Source organism: Enterobacter sp. CCUG 70166 (assembly GCF_020224095.1).
Lineage (GTDB): Bacteria > Pseudomonadota > Gammaproteobacteria > Enterobacterales > Enterobacteriaceae > Enterobacter > Enterobacter intestinihominis.
This window is the reverse complement of record NZ_NRIQ01000038.1, coordinates 1-17,833: the sequence shown is the minus strand read 5'-3', so window position 1 is coordinate 17,833 and position 17,833 is coordinate 1. Positions and strand designations below refer to the sequence as shown.

Genomic DNA, 17,833 nt, shown 5'->3' with positions numbered 1-17,833 from the left:
GGGATGGTGCGGTGTTTGCCCGGTGGCGCTGCGCTTACCGGGCCGACATCTGCAGTATGTTGTAGGCCGGGTAAGCGTAGCGCCACCCGGCGTTTTTTACGCCTCTTCCACGCTCACCCGCAGCGCCGCCAGCGCTTTGCGCGCCGCCTTCAGCACCTGCTCACACTGCTCAATGGTGAGCGTCAACGGTGGCTCAATGCGGATGGTTTTCGAGTTGTTGAGCGTTCCCGCCACCAGTACCCGCTGGCGGAACATCTCGCTTGCGAAGCTATAACCGGTTTCGTTATCAACGAACTTAATCGCCATCAGCATCCCTTTCCCGCGTGCATCCTGTACCAAATCCGGGTATTCCCGGCCCAGCTGACGGAAGCCGTCCAGCAGCATGTCGCCTTTCTGCTCCGCCTGCGCAGGCAGGTTTTGCTCCAGCAGCACGTTGATGGTGGCCAGCGCTGCCGCACAGGCCAGCGGGTTACCGCCAAAGGTGGTGGTATGTAAGAACGGGTTGTCGAATAGCACCGAGAAGACCTCCTCAGTGGCGACCGTTGCGCCAATCGGCATCACGCCGCCGCCGAGCGCTTTCGCCAGGCATAAAATGTCTGGCTGAACGTTCTCATGCTCGCAGGCGAACATCCTGCCGGTACGCCCCATCCCGGTCTGCACTTCGTCGAAGATCAGCAGCGCGCCAAACTCATTGCACAGCTGACGCACGGCGGGCAGATAGCCCTGCGGCGGGAGGATCACGCCTCCTTCGCCCTGAATCGGCTCCAGGATCACCGCCGCCACGTCGTCGCCGGTTTTACGGCATTCACTCAGCATGGTGCGCATGGCGTTGATGTCGCCGAACGGTACGTGGAGGAAGCCCGGCAGCAGCGGCATAAACGGTTTGCGGAAGGTGGATTTGGCGGTCGCAGACAGTGCGCCCAGGGATTTCCCGTGGAACGCGCCGCTGGTGGCGATAAAGGTGAATTTCCCGTGCGGCGACTGGTACGCTTTGGCGAGTTTAATCGCCGCTTCGACCGATTCGGTGCCGCTGTTGCTGAAGAAGCTGTATTTCAGCTTACCGGGCGTTAAGGCTGCCAGCGTTTTCGCGAGCATGGCGCGAAGCGGATCGAGCAGTTCCTGGCTATGGAGAGGTTGTTTCGCAAGTTGATTCTGTACGGCGGAAACCACAACTGGATTACGGTGCCCCACGTTGAAAATACCAAAACCACCCAGGCAATCGATAAACTCCTGTCCCTGGGTGTCGACAAGCGTATTCAGACTCCCCGCTTGCCACTCTACGGCTCCGTAATCCCCGCCGGCGGTAACAGATTTGCGATACTCCAGAAAACCAGGATTCACATGCTCTTTAAAGTAATCAATGACCTCACGGTTAAGTTGTTTCATCTCCTCATGATCAAGCGTTCGCTTTTCAATGAGATTCAGTGCGTGCGCGGTACAGGCAAGAGCCGAGGCGCTGGAAGGTAACCTGTTCAAAATATGCTCCCGGGGATCGCGTATCACATGATACTGAGTTAAGTATTGCAGGGATTACGCCACCTCAGATGCCTTAACAAAAATCGGGATAAACGCCAGGTGAAATCAAAGTTGCACAATATTTAATCATGCCATCGCGCGCCGCACGGGATAAGGGATAACGAGCCGGGGATTGGGTTTCGTCAATTGCACTGCTCCAGGGCAGGAAATGCGCCTTAAGTGTGCGCCGGGGGATCATGCTTTGTAGGTAGTTGCGTGTCGAAAGTATTTTAAATCAATTAATTAGAAAAGCGTACGAAAAGTGCGGTTTAACCAAGATTTGCGATCTCAATCATATTTAACAACTAAAGATAAATTTTTTATCGCCGAAAAAACATAAGCCACAAAATTAACATTCAAATAACCTGCAAGGGATGCTCACTATGTCCTCTCCTGACTATGTCACCCAGAATGAATATCCGCTGGACGATGACACCACGCTTATGTCGACCACCGACCTCCACAGCTACATGACCCACACTAACGACACCTTTGTGCAAGTGAGTGGCTTTACGCTTCAGGAGTTGCTCGGGCAGCCGCACAACATTGTGCGCCACCCGGATATGCCGAAAGCGGCTTTTGCCGACATGTGGTACACGCTGCAAAAGGGCGAGCCCTGGAGCGGGATTGTCAAAAACCGACGTAAAAATGGCGATCACTATTGGGTACGCGCCAATGCGGTACCAATGGTGCGTAACGGTCAGATGACGGGCTATATGTCCATTCGTACCCGCGCCACCGAGGACGAGGTCGCCGCGGTGGAGCCGCTTTATAAGGCGCTCAATGAAGGACGTAGCAAAAAACGCATTCATAAAGGGCTGGTGGTACGCAAAGGCTGGCTCGGCAAATTACCGGCGATGCCGCTGCGCTGGCGCGTGCGTAGCGTAATGGCGGTACTTTTTGCGGTGATGGCTGCAACGCTGGTTGCCAGTGCCGCAGGCTGGGCTTCGCTGGTGGCGGCAGCCGTGGTGATGCTGCTTGGCACCCTGGTGTTTGAGCAACAGATTATCCGCCCGGTGGAAAACGTCGCAAGGCAGGCGCTCAGGGTCGCTACCGGCGAGCGTAACAGCGTGCAGCATCTTAACCGCAGCGATGAACTGGGGCTGACGCTGCGGGCCGTCGGACAACTGGGGCTGATGTGCCGCTGGCTTATCAACGACGTCTCCAGCCAGGTGGTGAGCGTGCGCGACGGCAGCGACAGGCTGGCGCAGGGTAATGAAGATCTCAACGACCGCACGCGCCAGACCGTGGCTAACGTGCAGCAGACCGTGGCAACAATGAACCAGATGGCGGCGTCGGTGCAGAGTAACTCTGAGACCGCAGCCGAAGTCGACAAGCTGTCGATGGCTGCCAGCAGCGCGGCCACGCAGGGCGGCACCGTGATGCAGACCGTGGTGAAAACCATGGATGACATTGCCGACAGTACCCAGCGCATTGGCTCTATTACCTCGCTTATCAATGACATCGCCTTCCAGACCAATATTCTGGCGCTGAACGCCGCGGTTGAGGCGGCACGCGCGGGCGAACAGGGGAAAGGCTTTGCGGTGGTGGCGGGCGAAGTGCGTCATCTTGCCAGCCGCAGCGCGAACGCGGCTAACGATATTCGCAAGCTGATCGACGCCAGCGCCAGCAAAGTGCAGTCGGGCGCCGATCAGGTCCACGCCGCGGGACGTACCATGGATGATATTGTCGAGCAGGTGAAAAACGTCACGCAGCTTATCGCGCAGATCAGCCACTCCACCTCCGAGCAGGCGACAGGCCTGACAGAGCTGACCCGTGCCGTGGCAGAACTGGACAGCATTACGCAGAAAAATGCTGACCTGGTCGAAGAGAGCGCGCAGATTTCCGCGATGGTTAAGCACCGGGCCGGACGTCTTGAAGATGCGGTTACCGTGCTGCATTAAGAAATGCATGCTTCGATAAAGCCGTTTATTCCTCCGGGGTAAACGGCTTTTTTGTTTTTCAGAATAAGTTATGTTGTTAATGAAATATTAAGTAACTAAAAAAAGTACCCGATTTTTAATTGCTACGCCCCGGATTTATTGAAAGTGAGAAATAAAAAAACGATCAAAGTCATAAAGTTAGCGAGTTTCCTACCGATAACAGCGATCGTCTGAGAAATAATCACATCGATGGGGTAAATATGTTCATACATGACGTAAAGATCGGCACGAAATTATTTCTGGCGTTTGGATTATTTATTGTCCTGATGGTCGTCAGCGCAAGCTTGTCTCTGATGAGCCTGAATCGGGCAAACAATGGAATGCAAACCATTCTTACCAGCGACTATCCAACTACGGTAAAAGCGAACCAGTTAATCGACAACTTCCAGGAATTTATCAGCACGCAGCAGCTCATGCTGCTGGACGAACAGGGAACGTACACGACGCAATCAGAACAGCGTCTGAAGGCGATAAGCGAGCGCATCACCGCAATCCTGAGCGAGCTGGACAACGCTCTCAAGGATAAAAAATCCCAACAGGTGCTGGCGGACATCCACGGCGTACGCCAGCAATATCTTGACTCGCGCTACCGCATTTTGCAGTCCGTGCAGAATAACGACCGTGCGGGCGCGATAAACGAGATGATGACCAACACCCTGGACCTGCAACAGTCTTATAAAGCGAAAGTGCAGGCGCTGATTGCGATCCAGGATCATGAAATGCAGAGTGCGGGCGAGCAGGTGGAAGGCGATTTCCGCACTAATCGTCTGCTGCTGATCCTGATTACGCTTTTCAGCGTCGCGGCAGCCAGCCTGACTGGCTGGTTCATTGTGCGATCCATTACCCGCCCGCTGAACGACGCGGTGAATTTTGCGGAGGCCATCGCCGATGGCGATCTCACCGGCAGCATTACCTCGCACGGTAAAGATGAAACCGGACTGCTCCTCACCGCATTGATGGAGATGAAAACGCGCCTGCTGGAGATTGTGCAGCAGGTGCAAACCGGATCGGAAAACATCTCCAGCGCCGCCGCGCAGATTGTCGCAGGCAACCAGGATCTGGCTGCCCGCACGGAGGAGCAGGCCAGTTCCGTTGAGCAGACGGCCGCGTCGATGGAGCAGATTACCGCCACGGTGAAGAACACCGCGTCCCACACCGGAGAAGCGACGAACCTGTCTGCCGATGCGGCTGCCGTGGTCAAAAACAACGGCGAGATGATGAAGCAGGTCACCAGTAAAATGCGCCTGATTAACGAAACATCGAACAGGATGTCCGACATTATCGACCTGATCGACGCCATTGCCTTCCAGACCAACATTCTGGCGCTGAACGCGGCGGTCGAAGCGGCGCGCGCAGGTGAGCATGGTCGCGGCTTTGCGGTGGTGGCGGGTGAGGTACGCCAGCTCGCGCAGAAAAGTGCAACATCTGCGAGTGAGATCCGCCAGCTGATTGAAAGCTCCACAAGCCAGACGCAGGACGGCATGAACCTTGTGGAGAAAGCCAGCGGGCTTATCAACGGCATGGTCGGCAACGTGGAAGAGATGGACGTCATCCTGCGTGAAATTCGCCAGGCCAGCCATGAACAGACGGAAGGTATCTCGCAGATCAACAGCGCGATTGGCCTGATAGACGCCACCACCCAGCAGAACTCCGCGCTGGTGGAGGAGTCCGTTGCGGCAGCGGCATCCCTTAACGAACAGGCGATGCACCTGAAAGAGCTGGTCCGCGTGTTCCGCGTGAGCGACGGCGTGCTGGCTTAATCCAGCTGGGAGATCTCCAGTGCCGCGTGGTCAATCACGCCGATAATCTGTTTTAACTGTGCGTCGCTGAGTTCTCCCTGATTAACCTTCAGATCCAGAACCGCTTTGAAGTTATCCAGCGCCCGCTTCATCTGTGGGTTTTTGCGCAGCTGGAACCCGACGGAGCGCGCCTTGATACGCGTCTGGATCTGCTCCAGCTGTTCCCGATTGTCATCCAGCCATTGCTGCCCGGCGGCGTTAATTGCAATCCGCTTACGGCCGTTCTCTTCTTCGGTAATGGTGATCAGCGCCTGATCCTGCAAGTAATCCAGCGTCGGGTAGATCACGCCAGGGCTTGGCGTGTAATGTCCCTGCGTCAGGTTCTCGATCTCTTTAATCAGCTCATAACCATGGCTCGCGTTGCGGGTCAGGATATCCAGGATCACCAGCCGCAAATCACCATGGCCAAAAAATCGTGGCCGGCGTCCGCCGCCGTCGTGTTCGTGTCGCATGTTTCTTCCTCAATTTGATATATCTAAACTATATCTAAGATATATTCAGATGCAATCTAAAAGATCTTGATTTCTGAGTTAATAGCAATCATTATCATTAAAAATTCATTCCGATATATCGTATTCACCTGAGAAGGGCATCAACATGGCATCTACCCGTTACCCTCAACGTGTCCGCAATGACCTGCGTTTTCGTGAGCTGAACGTGATGCGAACTGAGCGAGTCAGCGCAGGATTTCAGCGCATTGTACTAGGCGGCGAGGCGCTGGAGGGCTTTAGCTCTCGCGGCTTTGACGACCATACCAAAGTCTTTTTCCCGGCACCGGGCACCCCTTTCGTGCCGCCTGTGGTGACCGATGAAGGCATCGACTGGGGCGACGGGGTGCGTCCGCAGGCGCGTGACTACACCCCGCTGTACGATGACGAAAAACACGAGCTGGCGCTCGATTTTTTCGTGCATGATGGCGGCATTGCCAGCAACTGGGCGGTAGAGGCGAAGGTGGGCGACAAGCTGACCATCGGCGGTCCGCGTGGTTCGCTGGTGGTGCCGGAAGATTACGCCTGGCAGTTGTACGTGTGCGACGAGTCGGGTATGCCCGCGCTGCGTCGCCGTTTAGAAAGCATCGCAAAACTGCCTGTTCCCCCGGCGATCCACGCCATCGTCACCGTGGGCGATGCGGCGTACCAGGACTATCTGGCGCACCTGAGCGGGTTCAACATCACCTGGGTTATCGGCCACAACGAGCAGGCGGTAGCCGACCATCTTGCAGCGCTGGCCGTGCCGGAAGAGGATTACTTTATCTGGCTGACCGGAGAGGGGAAGGTGGTGAAACGCCTGAGCCGTCAGTTTGAAACCGACGCAATTGACCCACAGCTGGTACGTGCCAGTGCGTACTGGCACGCCAAATAATCAGGCTGCGGGATCCAGCTGCGCTTCGCTCACCTGATGTTCGAGCGAGGCGCATACCTCTCTCAGCGCTTTCTCCTGCTGGGCAAAGTAGGCTTCCATATTGCTGAGCGACGAGACGAGCAGCCAGGACTCTTCCTTCTCCAGCTCTGCCAGCTCGTTCACCAGGGTGTCGATTTGCTCACGCACCTGCGCCATTTTTTTGCGAATACGTTCCAGGTCGTTCAGCCTGTCGCTCGCCATCATCGGTTCAAACCCTTGTTGCAGACGGGCGACCAGCGAGCGAATGGCCTTCACGTCGCCGCGCTGTTTGGCCTGGTTGAGTTGCACCATCATCCTGTTGGCTTCCTCTTTTAAATCATCGGCAACCAGATCCGGGTGGCATAGCTTGCTCGCCTGACGCCAGAGCCGCTTCAGCTCGTTCCGATCCTCTTCAGAGAGAGCCTTGCCTTTACCCAGGCGCACTTCGGCATCATGATGCTGTTCGCGATACTTTTTGTACTCTTCGTTGGCCTCATCGCGCGCCTGACGTGCTGGCTCTTCTTCACGCGTTAAACTGTTCTCCAGCTCCATCGCTTCGGCCAGCAGGTTGGCAATCAGATTACTTTGCTGCTGAAGATGCTTGCGCGCCTCTGCCGCCTGAACGGAATCCGCAGGCAGATCTCGCCAGCGCCGGGTGAGCGTTGTCAGAACCTCTACGGCCTGCGCCATATAGCCCTGGCAGCGGCGGTAATCCTCTTCCCGACGACGCGTCTCCGCCTGCTGACGACGCAGGTTAAGCTCCGCCAGCGTTTTACGCAGGGCGAGGATCTGCTGCATCAACGGCCCGAGGCGGGAGAAATAGAGATCGTTGAACTCATCAAGCTGCTGTACCCGAGCGTTACGGCGATCAATCAGATCGCGCAGACGCTCTTCCAGAGCTTTCAGCTCCAGCTTGCTGGCCGCCAGCTGCGGGTCACGCCACGGGGTAACGGCGCGCTGGCTTTGCAGCCAGGCGGTGATAGCGCGAAGGGCTGCGGTGTAATTTTTCTGCTCAAGCGCCGCGACGATGGACAGGAGATTATCGTCAAAGGCTTCCTCTTTGAGACGTTTCAATTGGCTCCGGATGATGTCGTCATCTTCCAGCTCAATGGCATTTTTAATGATTTCTAGCCGTTTGATCGGTGTGCTCATGATGCCTTTCGCTCTGGCGCTTAAGTATTTGAGTTAAGGTTAGTTGTTGTAAAAGCTACTGGAAATAATACACACGGATGATGATCGGCGCGATGGGGGATTTCTTTAGTTTTTAGGGTTTGTGAAAAAGTGAGAGTTATTGAATCTTCCTTCTGGAACGGGGAGCACGGGGTTAAATGTGACCTTAGAGTTCACTTTTGAATGCGTGAGCCGAAAAACTCGAAAATTTGGGGTTCTGGAGGCATGCAGCGGCAGCGGTACGCCGCAATAACTGCCAGAGAATGCTTAACAGCATTAAGCATGATTAAAATACCCCAAATGTATAAAAAGTGCGGAGAGCTGGCACCAGGTGATCGCGCGGGGTGTTGCCATTGAGGGGAGGCTACGTGCTGGCAAACCGAGGGGGCGAAAGAATTGGCACTAAAAACAATACAGGGCGGATTAACCGCCCTTTTTTTACGCTGTAACCCGCTCGTTCCACGCGTCCGAGTATTGGATGTTCCCATCGCAATACTTCCAGGTGATCCGCTCATAGCGGAGCTGTATTCCCTCATTATGATTGTGTATCTGTAACGCTGGCTCTTTACAGTTATGCATGACGGGGTTAATGCTGACTACCCGGACGTTTTCAAGCAGCATATTGAAATATTCAACCTCCTGGCCCGCATCGTTGATTTTATACCACTTGATCTCTGCGCTTTTCAGCGTTTGGCCGGTGGCTACCGCTTTGTAGAGATACGGGCTGGAGCTATCAAACTCTTTTTCAATTACGAGCGGCGCGTGTAAGCGCGTGCCGGTGATCTTGCCTGTGTTACTATCGGTCGGAACTAACAAGCCGTGACTAAAAGAGAGTATCTCTATACTACCTTCTCTATTTTGAACATCCACAGATCCCTTAATCGGGTTGCCGCCATCATCCTTAAGCCATAGATAAGCAGGAATAGCCATTTTTAAAACTCCATTTCCATTGAGGGTAAACCCTCATTAATGACTAAATACGGATCGCAGGTGATACAAATTGTGTTATAGGTTCGTGTTATTTAATTTCGTTACTTATTGATGTTGCAAATAAAATTAATAAATTGATCTTCAGCAATACGCGTTACCGTTATTGCTCTTATGTTGCCCTTTTTGCCTGGCAGAAAGGAAGAATGATGGCATGTATACCGATTTATCCACCCCGCGGGCTGGAGATATTGCGCGAACACATAAGGCTCGCGCGGGCGCGTCACGAAGTCCAGAATATGGCCGCCCCGCTTACGTATACGTGGTTTTATGAGCGAGTAAGAAACGGCGGGCCGTGGGATTACAAACAACAAAAACGGGCTTATGCTGACTTCGGGAATTTCCATTACGGCGCTGTGGGTTATGCAGCGTGCATCCCTGCAAAGATTTTGCTTATTGCTGCCGGCGCGGCGCAGTGGAAAGCCGGCACATCAAGACCCGAATGGGGTAATTTCATGGGGGCCCCGCCGTTTGGTGATGATCCGATTGACCAATTTTGGATAAAGCAAGGCATCGACTATGTTAAACAGCATCACTTTTAGGACGCTGCACTGGATCGCCACTATTCTTATGGCCCTGGCGGTCGCGGGATACTGTTATTTCCAACATATACAGCGTTTAACTGTTAGTGATCGGCTATATCAAGTTCGCCAGCTCACGCCCCGGACCTGGTTATACATTACTGAGTATGACGGCTCGAACATGACCACCGGGGAAGTGTATCGTTATTTTTTAGCGAGTAAGATTGACGGTGATCCGCTGGTGGCTCTCGAAAAACAACATATCGCGCCCACGCTTACAGCGAATACCGCCCGCGCAAAAGTTGAAGGCATAGGCAACAATATCTCATTTACTGTTCACGGCACAGTGTACAGCTTTACAACGTCCGCATTTTTTTATGATGCTGAGGGAATAGCGGCCGTGCCGTCAATTGACTTAACGGCCCGCGGCGAGAGCTGGGACAAGGGGAAATTTAGTCGATAGATAAATATTTATTTAAAAATCCCTTGCGGTCGGGTCAATGACCCGATGAGCAGCGTGTAAGTTTTCACGGCGTACCCGTGCGATATTGGGAAACAGCAGCATCCACCGGGCAAAGGTCTGCCCCACATCAGCCAGGCGATTCAGCAGCGGATATCCAGCCAGACAGTGGCGGCGATACACCGATCTGGTGTTGCGCTGGTTTACCGGGTACGTGGAACGCTCAGCAACCTGCTGAAAGCGACTTTCAGCGTCTGTTTGTTCGTAAACTGGTCGGCGTATTCGAACGCCTCTGGCCATGTTCCTTCCAGCCCCCCACGCTGCGCGACGTGGCTAGCTGGCTGACAGAGCACAGCGGCCTGACCTTCAGCGTGCCGGATGCAGATTATTTAGACCGTCCGATCCCACATTTCACCCACAGCGGAACGGGGTATCAGCTACTGGATAATCTCGGAAAGACCTTCGGCATACAGCGCTGAGCTGCCTGATGTTGTGCGCAGGCTGCACACCCGCGCCGGTTGCGCCTCCGCCGGTCATTGTTTACAGCGCCTGCCCGAAAGTGAGCTATTGCCCGATGCCGGGAACCCGGATAAAGACACACCTGTTTATTCAGTTGTACCGCTACCGATTCCTATGGCGGGTAATGATTCGGGGATGTTCCAGTTTCCGCCCGAAGGGACGCTGGTTGAGATCGCTTTCACTGGCGGACGGCCGGATAAGCCTTTTGTGCGGCAGACCGTGCCGGACGGAACCAGTCTCCCGGATATCCAGCCAGGCGAGCAGCTGCAACAGCAGCGTGCGGAAGTGTCGCAGCGCGTCACCCAGGCGGGTGACTGGGTGAGGCAGACAGACCAGACGATCAGTGAAACCTCTATGGCGCGGGTGGTTAAGGCCGATACAGAACAGCGGGAGCTGGTCAGCCGCGAAACCACGGTTAAGGCCACGGATAAAATTACCGTGCTGGGCACGTCCACACTACTGGCCGGAGCCATTCAGCAGGTGTGTACGGGGGATTACAGCCAGGCAGTCAATAATCGCGTGGCGAGTATCGGCGGCAATGATGAAACAGACATAGCCGGGAGCAAGACAGTCACAACGGGTAAAGACCTGGTTGAGAAAATTGGCCAGATACCTAAAAGCGTGGCGGCCGTGCAACAGCAGATTATTGCCCCGGTGGTGTGGATTGGCTCTGGCACTATCAACGTGGCACAGCTGATGCTCGACACGCTCGACGTGGTTAAAGAGCTGGCAGAGCAAACGGCAAGCCACACGCACAGCAATACGGGAGCACCGACCAACGCGGGAGCCATCCGGAACACGGGAACGAAAGCGGACACGCTGAACGGCAAATATTCCCCGGTGATTGGCAAGTAAATCAGTCCAGAACATAACCCGCGTAAGCGGGTTTTTTGATGCCCTTCATCCCCTGGCGGGGATATCTCTTTTCTTACCACTTAAGCGGCTATCGCTACGCGCTGTCAGCGGCGCTCTGGCGCGTTCAGCCTTTTCGCACACTCAGAGCCACCCTTAAAACAGATCGTGTCCACAGCGGGGCGCTGGCGCGTCACAGCATGGCCAAAAAATCTTTCACAGACCAAAATCGCACTACACCGCACCCGCCTGCGGTTTTTGGATCATAAAAATTTTTCAGTTTTATTTTTCTACAAACCAGACCGCCAGACCGCGCCAGTGCGGGCGGTCTTGCGTAAAACCAGAACTGAAAAGATTGAAAAAAATTTCAGTGTTTTTCACTTTTATGGATCTGTGGAGGATCTAATGAAATTCGTAACTATCAGATAGTTAATAACATTTTAGATTTTATGTGAAAAAAGAAGATCAAATTGTGAGAGGCGAAAAACTCAGGGAAAACCCGCACGGTGAGAGCTGGCGCGGGTTTGGTGGCAGGAAGTCACTTTTAAAAAACTGAAACGTGTAGCAGTGCCTGTTTCATGCTGCATGTAATTTGTTCGGTATGACATGCAAAGTCTTTTCGCTGTAGACGGTGGTGTTACTGGGAATGTCTTTGTTCACAAATGACATAGCGCCGATTACAATGTTGTCACCGATGCGAATCTTATCTGAGATGATACAGGAATTCGCGCCAATGCTGACATTGTTGCCAATAACAATGGATATCGGCTCTTTATGAATACTAGCACCGGTAATGCCAATCGTTGTGTTCTGTCTGATACGCAAAGAGTGGCCGATGACAGCGGAGCCGTTTATCACTATCCCGTGATGGTGGGAAATCACCAGTCCGGGTCCGATGTGTGCCCCTAACTGAATCTCAGTTCCATATTTGAAAATGAGGTTTCTGTTTATCTTCGCAGCTCGTTTTTTCAGGAAGTTACTGTCTGAATGATGCCAGTACGAAGCAATGCGCCACCAGAAGTGGAAACGGCGATTGGGGCATTTGATAGCTTTATGCAGCACCCTGAACCATGAAAATGTTTTTGAACTCATCATTACTTCCCGGCGCAAGCATTCATGCAAATGTTCTAATTGTAATTTTTTATCCATATCGTCTTATCCCTTAGCATTTGCGCGGAAATTTAAATGTAAAAGGTGTGAAAGGCAATCTTGAGTTTCCCTTTATCAGACGTATTTTTAGCCCGAATTTTTGCAAACGATGCTTGATACATGACGCAATCGGTAATGTGAGGGGACAAAAAGGGGACATCCGCAATCCCAACAACAAAAAAGCCACTCAATAGAGTGGCTTAACTGGATGATTCTAAAGCTAAAATTTGGTGGCCCCTGCTGGACTTGAACCAGCGACCAAGCGATTATGAGTCATAAAATCGGCATGCTTCTAATCGTTCGCTATTGACGCTTATTGTATTTTTAATTGTCTATAATCAATCAGTTATGATGTTGTTTTTGTTTCTGATTGGTTGTCTCGTCTCCTCATTGTACTATCGTTACCTGACCCATTACCTGACCCAAAATGGGCATCGGGTCAGGTAACGCTTATCCTTAGAAAGGTAACCTCATGGCCGCTAATCTTACCGAGACTGCTATACGCGGATTGAAGACAAAAAGCACGTCGTACTACGTGTGGAGCAACAGTGCTCAGCGTGGTACTGGCAGGCTTGGCGTCAAGGTTCAGCCTTCAGGCAGCAAAGTTTTTTATTTCCGTTACTACGTTGAGAAAGGGAAGAAAGAGAAATTCATTCAGTTGGGCATCTGGCCTGAGATGAAACTGGTGACGGCCAATGAGCTGGCGAAAAAATATGGTGCCTGGCTTGTTGAAGGAAAAGAGCCGCAGCAAGAGCTTGAGCAACAGCGCCTGGCCGAACAGCACATCATGCAGATCCATCGTTCTCAAGGATCGTTTGAAGAACTGGTGCATGGTTACGTTAATAAGATGAAGCTCGACAATAAGCGGACCTGGGCCGATGTTCTGAAGCGTCTTGAAAAAGAGTGCTATTCAGTCATTCCTCGAGAGACCAAAGCGAAGGATGTCACGCCATTACAGATCAAAACCATCCTCTCAGGCATTATCCAGCGAGATGCGGTGGTCCATGCGAACCGAATTCGTTCCTACCTGATGGCGGCATTCAACTATGGGCTTAAAGCCGATAACGATCCGATGAATACCAGCGTGGGCATTACGTTCGGGCTTGAAGTTAATCCGGTATCGGCCATACCAAAGCAATCCTCGGCGGAGAAAGTTGGTGACACATGGTTAACGCTGGAAGAGCTACGTATTGTCATGGAGCAGTTCGACCAGGCAACTAACGTTGGGTCGTTGATGCAGCATCTTATTCGCTTCTGTGTTTATGCAGGCGGGCAGCGCCCGTTTGAAATGATTGCCAGCCAGTGGAGCGCAATTGACTGGCAGCAAAAAACTTTACTTGTAATAGCAGATGTATCGAAAAATAAGCGTGATCATCTGGTGCCATTGACAGAATCGGCATTACAGGAATTAGCATCAGTGAAAGAGTTGACTAAGGAAAGTAACAGTCCTTATATTTTCCCTCTCTCGACAGACGGCAAGCGACCGGTGCGTACCGACAGTCTGGCGCGTTCCATCATGTATTTTAGGGCCTTTAATCCTGAGTTTAAAGTATTCACGGCGCGAGATTTGCGTCGTACCTGTAAAACGCTGATGGGGGAGGCCGGGATCAGTAAAGAGATCCGAGATCGTATCCAGAATCACGCTTTGAATGATGTCAGCTCGAAACACTATGATCGCTATGATTACCTGACTGAAAAGCGCAGGGCGCTTGAAATTTGGGAGGAACGGGTTAATAACTATCAGCGACACCAGGAAAACAACGTGGTAAGTCTCTTCAAAAGAACATAGTAAGTTATACTCCCGAGTAGTGAAATATAAGATGGATCACTTTTTAGGGGCGATTGCTGTGTCAGGCGACACTTAATTTGTTATTATCGACAAATGATAAGTGTCTGCCTGATGGGAGAGAGGGATGAATTCTAATTTTTTTTCGTTGTCAAAAATAACTGATCAGCATATCGTTCAGAAAATACTGGATGCATGGTTTTCTAAACGTATACAACTTTTTTTGTATTTTGGCGGAAATGGCAAAAAATGTAGATTGTCACGCTGTATTTCGCCTTCGCTACATATAGGCGGAGAGCAGCTTATTAGTAATGGGGATGAATTTTACCTGTCAGAAGACAGTAAGGCACATTCAATTTTAAAATTCATCCCTGACCTGCCGCTAAAATCGTACTTGAAGATAACTAAAGGTTTTAAAATATCAAGATCAATTCAAGGTGAGTATTTCAACTATGAATACGCAGGGACTGCATTGGGATATTGGGTTGTTGTCCCGACTAAACTAGCAGCCTTTAATAATGGTAATTATATTCTCACTGATAAAGAGTCATTTAGTCTTAAGGCTGATTCATCTGGTGCGGTATATGTCTATAGTGTTTACGATGAGGACTATTTGATTTTTGACGGTGATAACGGCATCAATAATGATGATCTCTATATCGATGTTAATGTGCTAAAGTCCGTCTTTCCTTCATTCAACCCTGATGATAAATTTAATGGCGTAACAGATGAGAAAAAATAAAAAGAGGCTGTTTTTGAAACTAAAAAAGAGAATTTTGCTGTTTGTTTGCTTATGCATGAAACTGTCGTGAGGAACAATGGCGTTCCTGTTGTCAGTAAATTTAAAGTTGATTATGATGAAATGTGGAAAGCAAATATATCAGAAAGTACACTTCTTGAATGGTTTGAAAAACCAGCTGCATTTACAGATAGAAGGCAAAGAATTAAGGGCGAAAAAATAAAAGGTCTATATTTGTTTATGACTATGTTCAGTCAAAAATATGGAAGTGGCTCCAAAAGTAAAACCGCTATAATTGCAGATGAACTCAACAAATTGGCGGCCTCGGACGATTTTCAGTTCCCGGTCGCATTCACTACAAGTGATGTCAGAAAGTGGCTTAAGAAACCCAAAAACTAAGCGCTTACTAAGCGCATCTCCAAAAGTGCATCACTTTCCAAATCTCCCGTCCTGAAACATGATTGTCTCCATCGAAACCACAGGAGGCAATCATGCACAATTCTTTTACTCAACCTACCCCCGAGCAGCGTTTACAGGCTTTACAGAACTATGGCGAGAGGTCAGATCGTCTGGTTCGTGAACGTGAACGCCAGCGTATCACATCAGTATCACGATCTACAGCATGGAAACTTGAACGAGCAGGCCGCTTCCCTTTACGTAAGTCGATTGGGCCAAAATCTTGTGCCTGGCTGCTGAGTGATCTTCTTTGCTGGATCAGCATTCGTTAATCAAAAAGTCGTGTTTTCGGTTCGTTTTATCTTTAATGAACACGGTTTCATCTTGCTATTTCCGCTACTAATAGCGGAATAGCCGCTAAGGTGAAATAAATTTATCCTTAATCTATACAGAGGTTTTCATGCTTATTAGTCGTCCGTTCCCTGTACAAGTACTGCCATTGATTATCAGAAATGCGGTTTATGAGGTAACTCAAAATACACAGGCACCATTAGCGCTAGTTGCCGCATCTGCCCTTGGTGCTATTTCCCTTGCCAGTCAAAACGGGATTGATGTTTGCCGGTTTAATCATTTGCGTAGTCCCGTATCTTTATTTTTGCTGACACTGGCTGATTCTGGAGAAAGGAAAAGCAGTGTGGATAAAGCATTAATGAAGCCGCTGTACGATTTGGAGGAACAAAAGTTTATAAAATACATGAGGGATTATGAAACCTGGGAAAATAACATGCAAGTGTTTAATACCCAACAAAAGGCGTTAACATCAAAGCTGAAATCGGAGATCAGGCGAAATAAAGATTCTTCCGCGACTGAAGCACAATTAAAAGCTCTTATGGAAAACCGCCCGGAAGAGCCAGTAAGGTACAAGTTGATGTTTAATGATGCCACTCCGGCGGCGATTAAACAGTTTCTCTGTGGTCAATGGCGGGCTATTGGCATAACTTCCGATGAAGCAGGCACCATATTTAAAGGTCATACACTAAATGATCTGCCTTTCATCAACAAAATGTGGGATGGCTCAACATTTTCAGTGGAAAGGAAATGTAGCCCGGAACAATTTATTAAGGATGCCAGAGTTACTCTGTCTGCAATGCTACAACCTGTTATTTTTAGAGCATATCAGGAGTCTAATGGAGAGATGGCTAAAGGGATAGGTTTTTTTGCCCGCGCCTTGCTCTGTCAGCCAGACTCAACCCAGGGTTACAGGAAAATTACCAGCCCAGTGACTTCAACCGAACATTTGCCAGTATTCCACCAACGATTGATGGAGATCATCACTGAAAATATGATACGACATGATGAAAATAAACGGGAATGCCTCTTTTTTTGTCCTGAGGCGGAACAACGAATGATTGAGTTTTATAATAAAGTTGAATCTGAGATGGGGATGCTTGGTTTTCTTTCTGACTTCAAAGACTATGCTTCTAAGGTCACAGAGAATATGGCGAGAGTAGCTGCTTTACTGCACTACTTCGAGGGGAGTGGCGGAGATATTTCACTCATTGCTGTTGAAGCAGCCATACAGATAATTTCATGGTACGTGGACGAGTATGTAAGGCTTTTCTCAAAACAGCAAGAATCGACACTTGTAGGCTCAGAGGCTCACGATCTTTACTGTTGGATAAAAGAATATTGCGTGAGAAATACGATCCCTTATCTCAGAAAAATCACGATATTGCAGTATGGCCCCAATCGGTTCAGAAACAGAGCGACAGTGAGCGAATTACTAAGCACTCTTTACTCACAGCGTAAGATAATGGCTGCGAAGCGAGGTAAAACTATATTTATCCAGCCTGTGGAGACCACTGATTTGGTTTGATTCCATCAGAAATATTATTTTTTCTCGAAGCTAATTGCAGAGTGACTTTTAAACAGCCATCACAGGCTGGGGCTACCTTCGTCTCAGATTTAGATGTTGGATAGGTATTATAATGGCATTGTATACCCTTACTACCTGTATTAACCAGTAGGGGTAGTAATCAGATCAGTATGTGCGTACTAAGATCTGATACCAGTATATACCGACAACAGTGACCAGGAATAGCCCTGCCTGTATGGCATCCCTATACGGTCTGTTATAGACCGTAGGACCAACTACAGGTTTATATGATGAAAACATATCAAGGTACTCATGGAGTTCATATCCTTGAATATCAGAGCAAGATTAATAAATTATTATGTTACTTGACTAACCGTTACCCCAGGCTAACGGCGGTACGTGTCGATCTCCACTATCCGAAGATAGTTGATGACGGTGACAATATTTGTTGCTTCCCTAATCTGGAGCCTGGGGTGATATCCCGTGACCTGCTCCCCGTTGATTAGTACACCCCGATGTTAGTAATGTCTTCATAAGCCACATGAGGACATCCCCATGAAGAAGCGTTTTTCCGACGAACAGATCATCAGTATTCTCCGCGAAGCCGAAGCTGGGGTACCCGCCCGTGAACTCTGCCGCAAGCATGCCATTTCCGATGCCACGTTTTACACCTGGCGTAAGAAGTATGGCGGTATGGAGGTGCCTGAAGTTAAGCGCCTGAAGTCGCTTGAGGAAGAGAAC

General features: G+C 50.4%; 18 protein-coding genes and 2 pseudogenes. 15 read left to right on the top strand and 5 right to left on the bottom strand.

The window, feature by feature from the left end:
* Nucleotides 1–96: 96 nt before the first annotated feature.
* Entirely contained in the window at nt 97–1,476 is a 1,380-nt protein-coding gene (gene ygjG / locus CKK19_RS17435; protein ID WP_063853618.1) for a putrescine aminotransferase, read from the bottom strand.
* 422 nt (nt 1,477–1,898) lie between these two features.
* Here ygjG and CKK19_RS17430 point away from each other — a divergent pair, with 422 nt between their 5' ends.
* Both CKK19_RS17430 and CKK19_RS17425 read left to right on the top strand, forming a co-directional pair.
* Nucleotides 1,899–3,419 (top strand): PAS domain-containing methyl-accepting chemotaxis protein, encoded by a 1,521-nt coding sequence (locus CKK19_RS17430; protein WP_038416760.1) that lies wholly within the window; start codon nt 1,899–1,901, stop codon nt 3,417–3,419.
* A gap of 239 nt (nt 3,420–3,658) precedes the next feature.
* Nucleotides 3,659–5,218, top strand: a complete 1,560-nt coding sequence (locus CKK19_RS17425) for a methyl-accepting chemotaxis protein (RefSeq protein ID WP_045622958.1) — start codon at nt 3,659–3,661, stop codon at nt 5,216–5,218.
* On the opposite strand, the gene CKK19_RS17420 is transcribed toward CKK19_RS17425, so the two are convergent.
* Nucleotides 5,215–5,709: a PadR family transcriptional regulator gene (locus CKK19_RS17420; protein WP_063853619.1), complete on the bottom strand. Its 495-nt coding sequence runs from the start codon at nt 5,707–5,709 to the stop codon at nt 5,215–5,217. The genes CKK19_RS17425 and CKK19_RS17420 overlap by 4 nt on opposite strands.
* A gap of 145 nt (nt 5,710–5,854) precedes the next feature.
* Here CKK19_RS17420 and CKK19_RS17415 point away from each other — a divergent pair, with 145 nt between their 5' ends.
* On the top strand, nt 5,855–6,619 hold the full coding sequence (locus CKK19_RS17415; protein WP_032626343.1) for a siderophore-interacting protein: 765 nt from the start codon (nt 5,855–5,857) through the stop codon (nt 6,617–6,619).
* Here CKK19_RS17415 and CKK19_RS17410 read toward each other — a convergent pair whose 3' ends face one another.
* Nucleotides 6,620–7,789, bottom strand: a complete 1,170-nt coding sequence (locus CKK19_RS17410; RefSeq protein ID WP_063853620.1) for a hypothetical protein — start codon at nt 7,787–7,789, stop codon at nt 6,620–6,622.
* Nucleotides 7,790–8,245: 456 nt separating this feature from the next.
* Complete coding sequence (locus tag CKK19_RS17405) at nt 8,246–8,737, bottom strand: Hcp family type VI secretion system effector (RefSeq protein ID WP_023307021.1); 492 nt, start codon at nt 8,735–8,737, stop codon at nt 8,246–8,248.
* A 206-nt stretch (nt 8,738–8,943) separates the two neighbouring features.
* Here CKK19_RS17405 and CKK19_RS17400 point away from each other — a divergent pair, with 206 nt between their 5' ends.
* The 5 genes and pseudogenes from CKK19_RS17400 (at nt 8,944) to CKK19_RS17380 (ending at nt 11,149) form a co-directional block, all read left to right on the top strand.
* On the top strand, nt 8,944–9,336 hold the full coding sequence (locus tag CKK19_RS17400; RefSeq protein WP_023307020.1) for a polymorphic toxin type 44 domain-containing protein: 393 nt from the start codon (nt 8,944–8,946) through the stop codon (nt 9,334–9,336).
* Nucleotides 9,314–9,778 (top strand): hypothetical protein, encoded by a 465-nt coding sequence (locus CKK19_RS17395; protein WP_023307019.1) that lies wholly within the window; start codon nt 9,314–9,316, stop codon nt 9,776–9,778. Before CKK19_RS17400 ends, CKK19_RS17395 begins: the two co-directional genes overlap by 23 nt.
* A 77-nt stretch (nt 9,779–9,855) precedes the next feature.
* Nucleotides 9,856–10,254: a hypothetical protein gene (locus tag CKK19_RS17390; protein ID WP_050582625.1), complete on the top strand. Its 399-nt coding sequence runs from the start codon at nt 9,856–9,858 to the stop codon at nt 10,252–10,254.
* Nucleotides 10,255–10,262: 8 nt separating this feature from the next.
* Nucleotides 10,263–10,376 (top strand): annotated as a pseudogene (gene lysC / locus CKK19_RS17385) (Rz1-like lysis system protein LysC); the annotation flags it as partial.
* Entirely contained in the window at nt 10,325–11,149 is an 825-nt protein-coding gene (locus CKK19_RS17380; RefSeq protein ID WP_225455191.1) for a phage baseplate assembly protein V, read from the top strand. The pseudogene lysC and the gene CKK19_RS17380, both read left to right, overlap by 52 nt.
* 573 nt (nt 11,150–11,722) lie before the next feature.
* Here CKK19_RS17380 and CKK19_RS17375 read toward each other — a convergent pair.
* Complete coding sequence (locus tag CKK19_RS17375; RefSeq protein ID WP_063853621.1) at nt 11,723–12,295, bottom strand: serine acetyltransferase; 573 nt, start codon at nt 12,293–12,295, stop codon at nt 11,723–11,725.
* 472 nt (nt 12,296–12,767) lie between these two features.
* Between CKK19_RS17375 and CKK19_RS17370 the strand changes: the two genes are divergently transcribed.
* The 7 genes and pseudogenes from CKK19_RS17370 to CKK19_RS17340 all read left to right on the top strand — a co-directional run.
* Entirely contained in the window at nt 12,768–14,084 is a 1,317-nt protein-coding gene (locus CKK19_RS17370; protein ID WP_057060416.1) for a tyrosine-type recombinase/integrase, read from the top strand.
* Between the two features lie 124 nt (nt 14,085–14,208).
* Nucleotides 14,209–14,823, top strand: a complete 615-nt coding sequence (locus tag CKK19_RS17365) for a hypothetical protein (RefSeq protein ID WP_057060417.1) — start codon at nt 14,209–14,211, stop codon at nt 14,821–14,823.
* A gap of 66 nt (nt 14,824–14,889) precedes the next feature.
* Nucleotides 14,890–15,219, top strand: a complete 330-nt coding sequence (locus CKK19_RS17360; protein ID WP_059686748.1) for a hypothetical protein — start codon at nt 14,890–14,892, stop codon at nt 15,217–15,219.
* 92 nt (nt 15,220–15,311) lie between these two features.
* Nucleotides 15,312–15,548, top strand: a complete 237-nt coding sequence (locus CKK19_RS17355) for a helix-turn-helix transcriptional regulator (protein ID WP_044066940.1) — start codon at nt 15,312–15,314, stop codon at nt 15,546–15,548.
* 128 nt (nt 15,549–15,676) lie between these two features.
* On the top strand, nt 15,677–17,092 hold the full coding sequence (locus CKK19_RS17350) for a YfjI family protein (RefSeq protein ID WP_063853622.1): 1,416 nt from the start codon (nt 15,677–15,679) through the stop codon (nt 17,090–17,092).
* Between the two features lie 290 nt (nt 17,093–17,382).
* Nucleotides 17,383–17,577 (top strand): annotated as a pseudogene (locus CKK19_RS17345) (inovirus-type Gp2 protein); the annotation flags it as partial.
* A 70-nt stretch (nt 17,578–17,647) separates the two neighbouring features.
* The coding region (locus tag CKK19_RS17340; RefSeq protein ID WP_003838598.1) for an IS3 family transposase at nt 17,648–17,833 on the top strand (186 nt) is incomplete at its 3' end.

Excerpts from the sequence above, each read along its gene's own strand:
- CKK19_RS17395 (WP_023307019.1), top strand. The coding sequence starts at position 9,314 with ATGTTAAACAGCATCACTTTTAGGACGCTGCACTGGATCGCCACTATT.
- CKK19_RS17370 (WP_057060416.1), top strand. The coding sequence starts at position 12,768 with ATGGCCGCTAATCTTACCGAGACTGCTATACGCGGATTGAAGACAAAA.
- CKK19_RS17410 (WP_063853620.1), bottom strand. The coding sequence starts at position 7,789 with ATGAGCACACCGATCAAACGGCTAGAAATCATTAAAAATGCCATTGAG.
- CKK19_RS17355 (WP_044066940.1), top strand. The coding sequence starts at position 15,312 with ATGCACAATTCTTTTACTCAACCTACCCCCGAGCAGCGTTTACAGGCT.
- CKK19_RS17430 (WP_038416760.1), top strand. The coding sequence starts at position 1,899 with ATGTCCTCTCCTGACTATGTCACCCAGAATGAATATCCGCTGGACGAT.
- CKK19_RS17415 (WP_032626343.1), top strand. The coding sequence starts at position 5,855 with ATGGCATCTACCCGTTACCCTCAACGTGTCCGCAATGACCTGCGTTTT.
- CKK19_RS17425 (WP_045622958.1), top strand. The coding sequence starts at position 3,659 with ATGTTCATACATGACGTAAAGATCGGCACGAAATTATTTCTGGCGTTT.
- CKK19_RS17420 (WP_063853619.1), bottom strand. The coding sequence starts at position 5,709 with ATGCGACACGAACACGACGGCGGCGGACGCCGGCCACGATTTTTTGGC.
- CKK19_RS17365 (WP_057060417.1), top strand. The coding sequence starts at position 14,209 with ATGAATTCTAATTTTTTTTCGTTGTCAAAAATAACTGATCAGCATATC.
- CKK19_RS17375 (WP_063853621.1), bottom strand. The coding sequence starts at position 12,295 with ATGGATAAAAAATTACAATTAGAACATTTGCATGAATGCTTGCGCCGG.
- CKK19_RS17400 (WP_023307020.1), top strand. The coding sequence starts at position 8,944 with ATGGCATGTATACCGATTTATCCACCCCGCGGGCTGGAGATATTGCGC.
- CKK19_RS17350 (WP_063853622.1), top strand. The coding sequence starts at position 15,677 with ATGCTTATTAGTCGTCCGTTCCCTGTACAAGTACTGCCATTGATTATC.
- CKK19_RS17405 (WP_023307021.1), bottom strand. The coding sequence starts at position 8,737 with ATGGCTATTCCTGCTTATCTATGGCTTAAGGATGATGGCGGCAACCCG.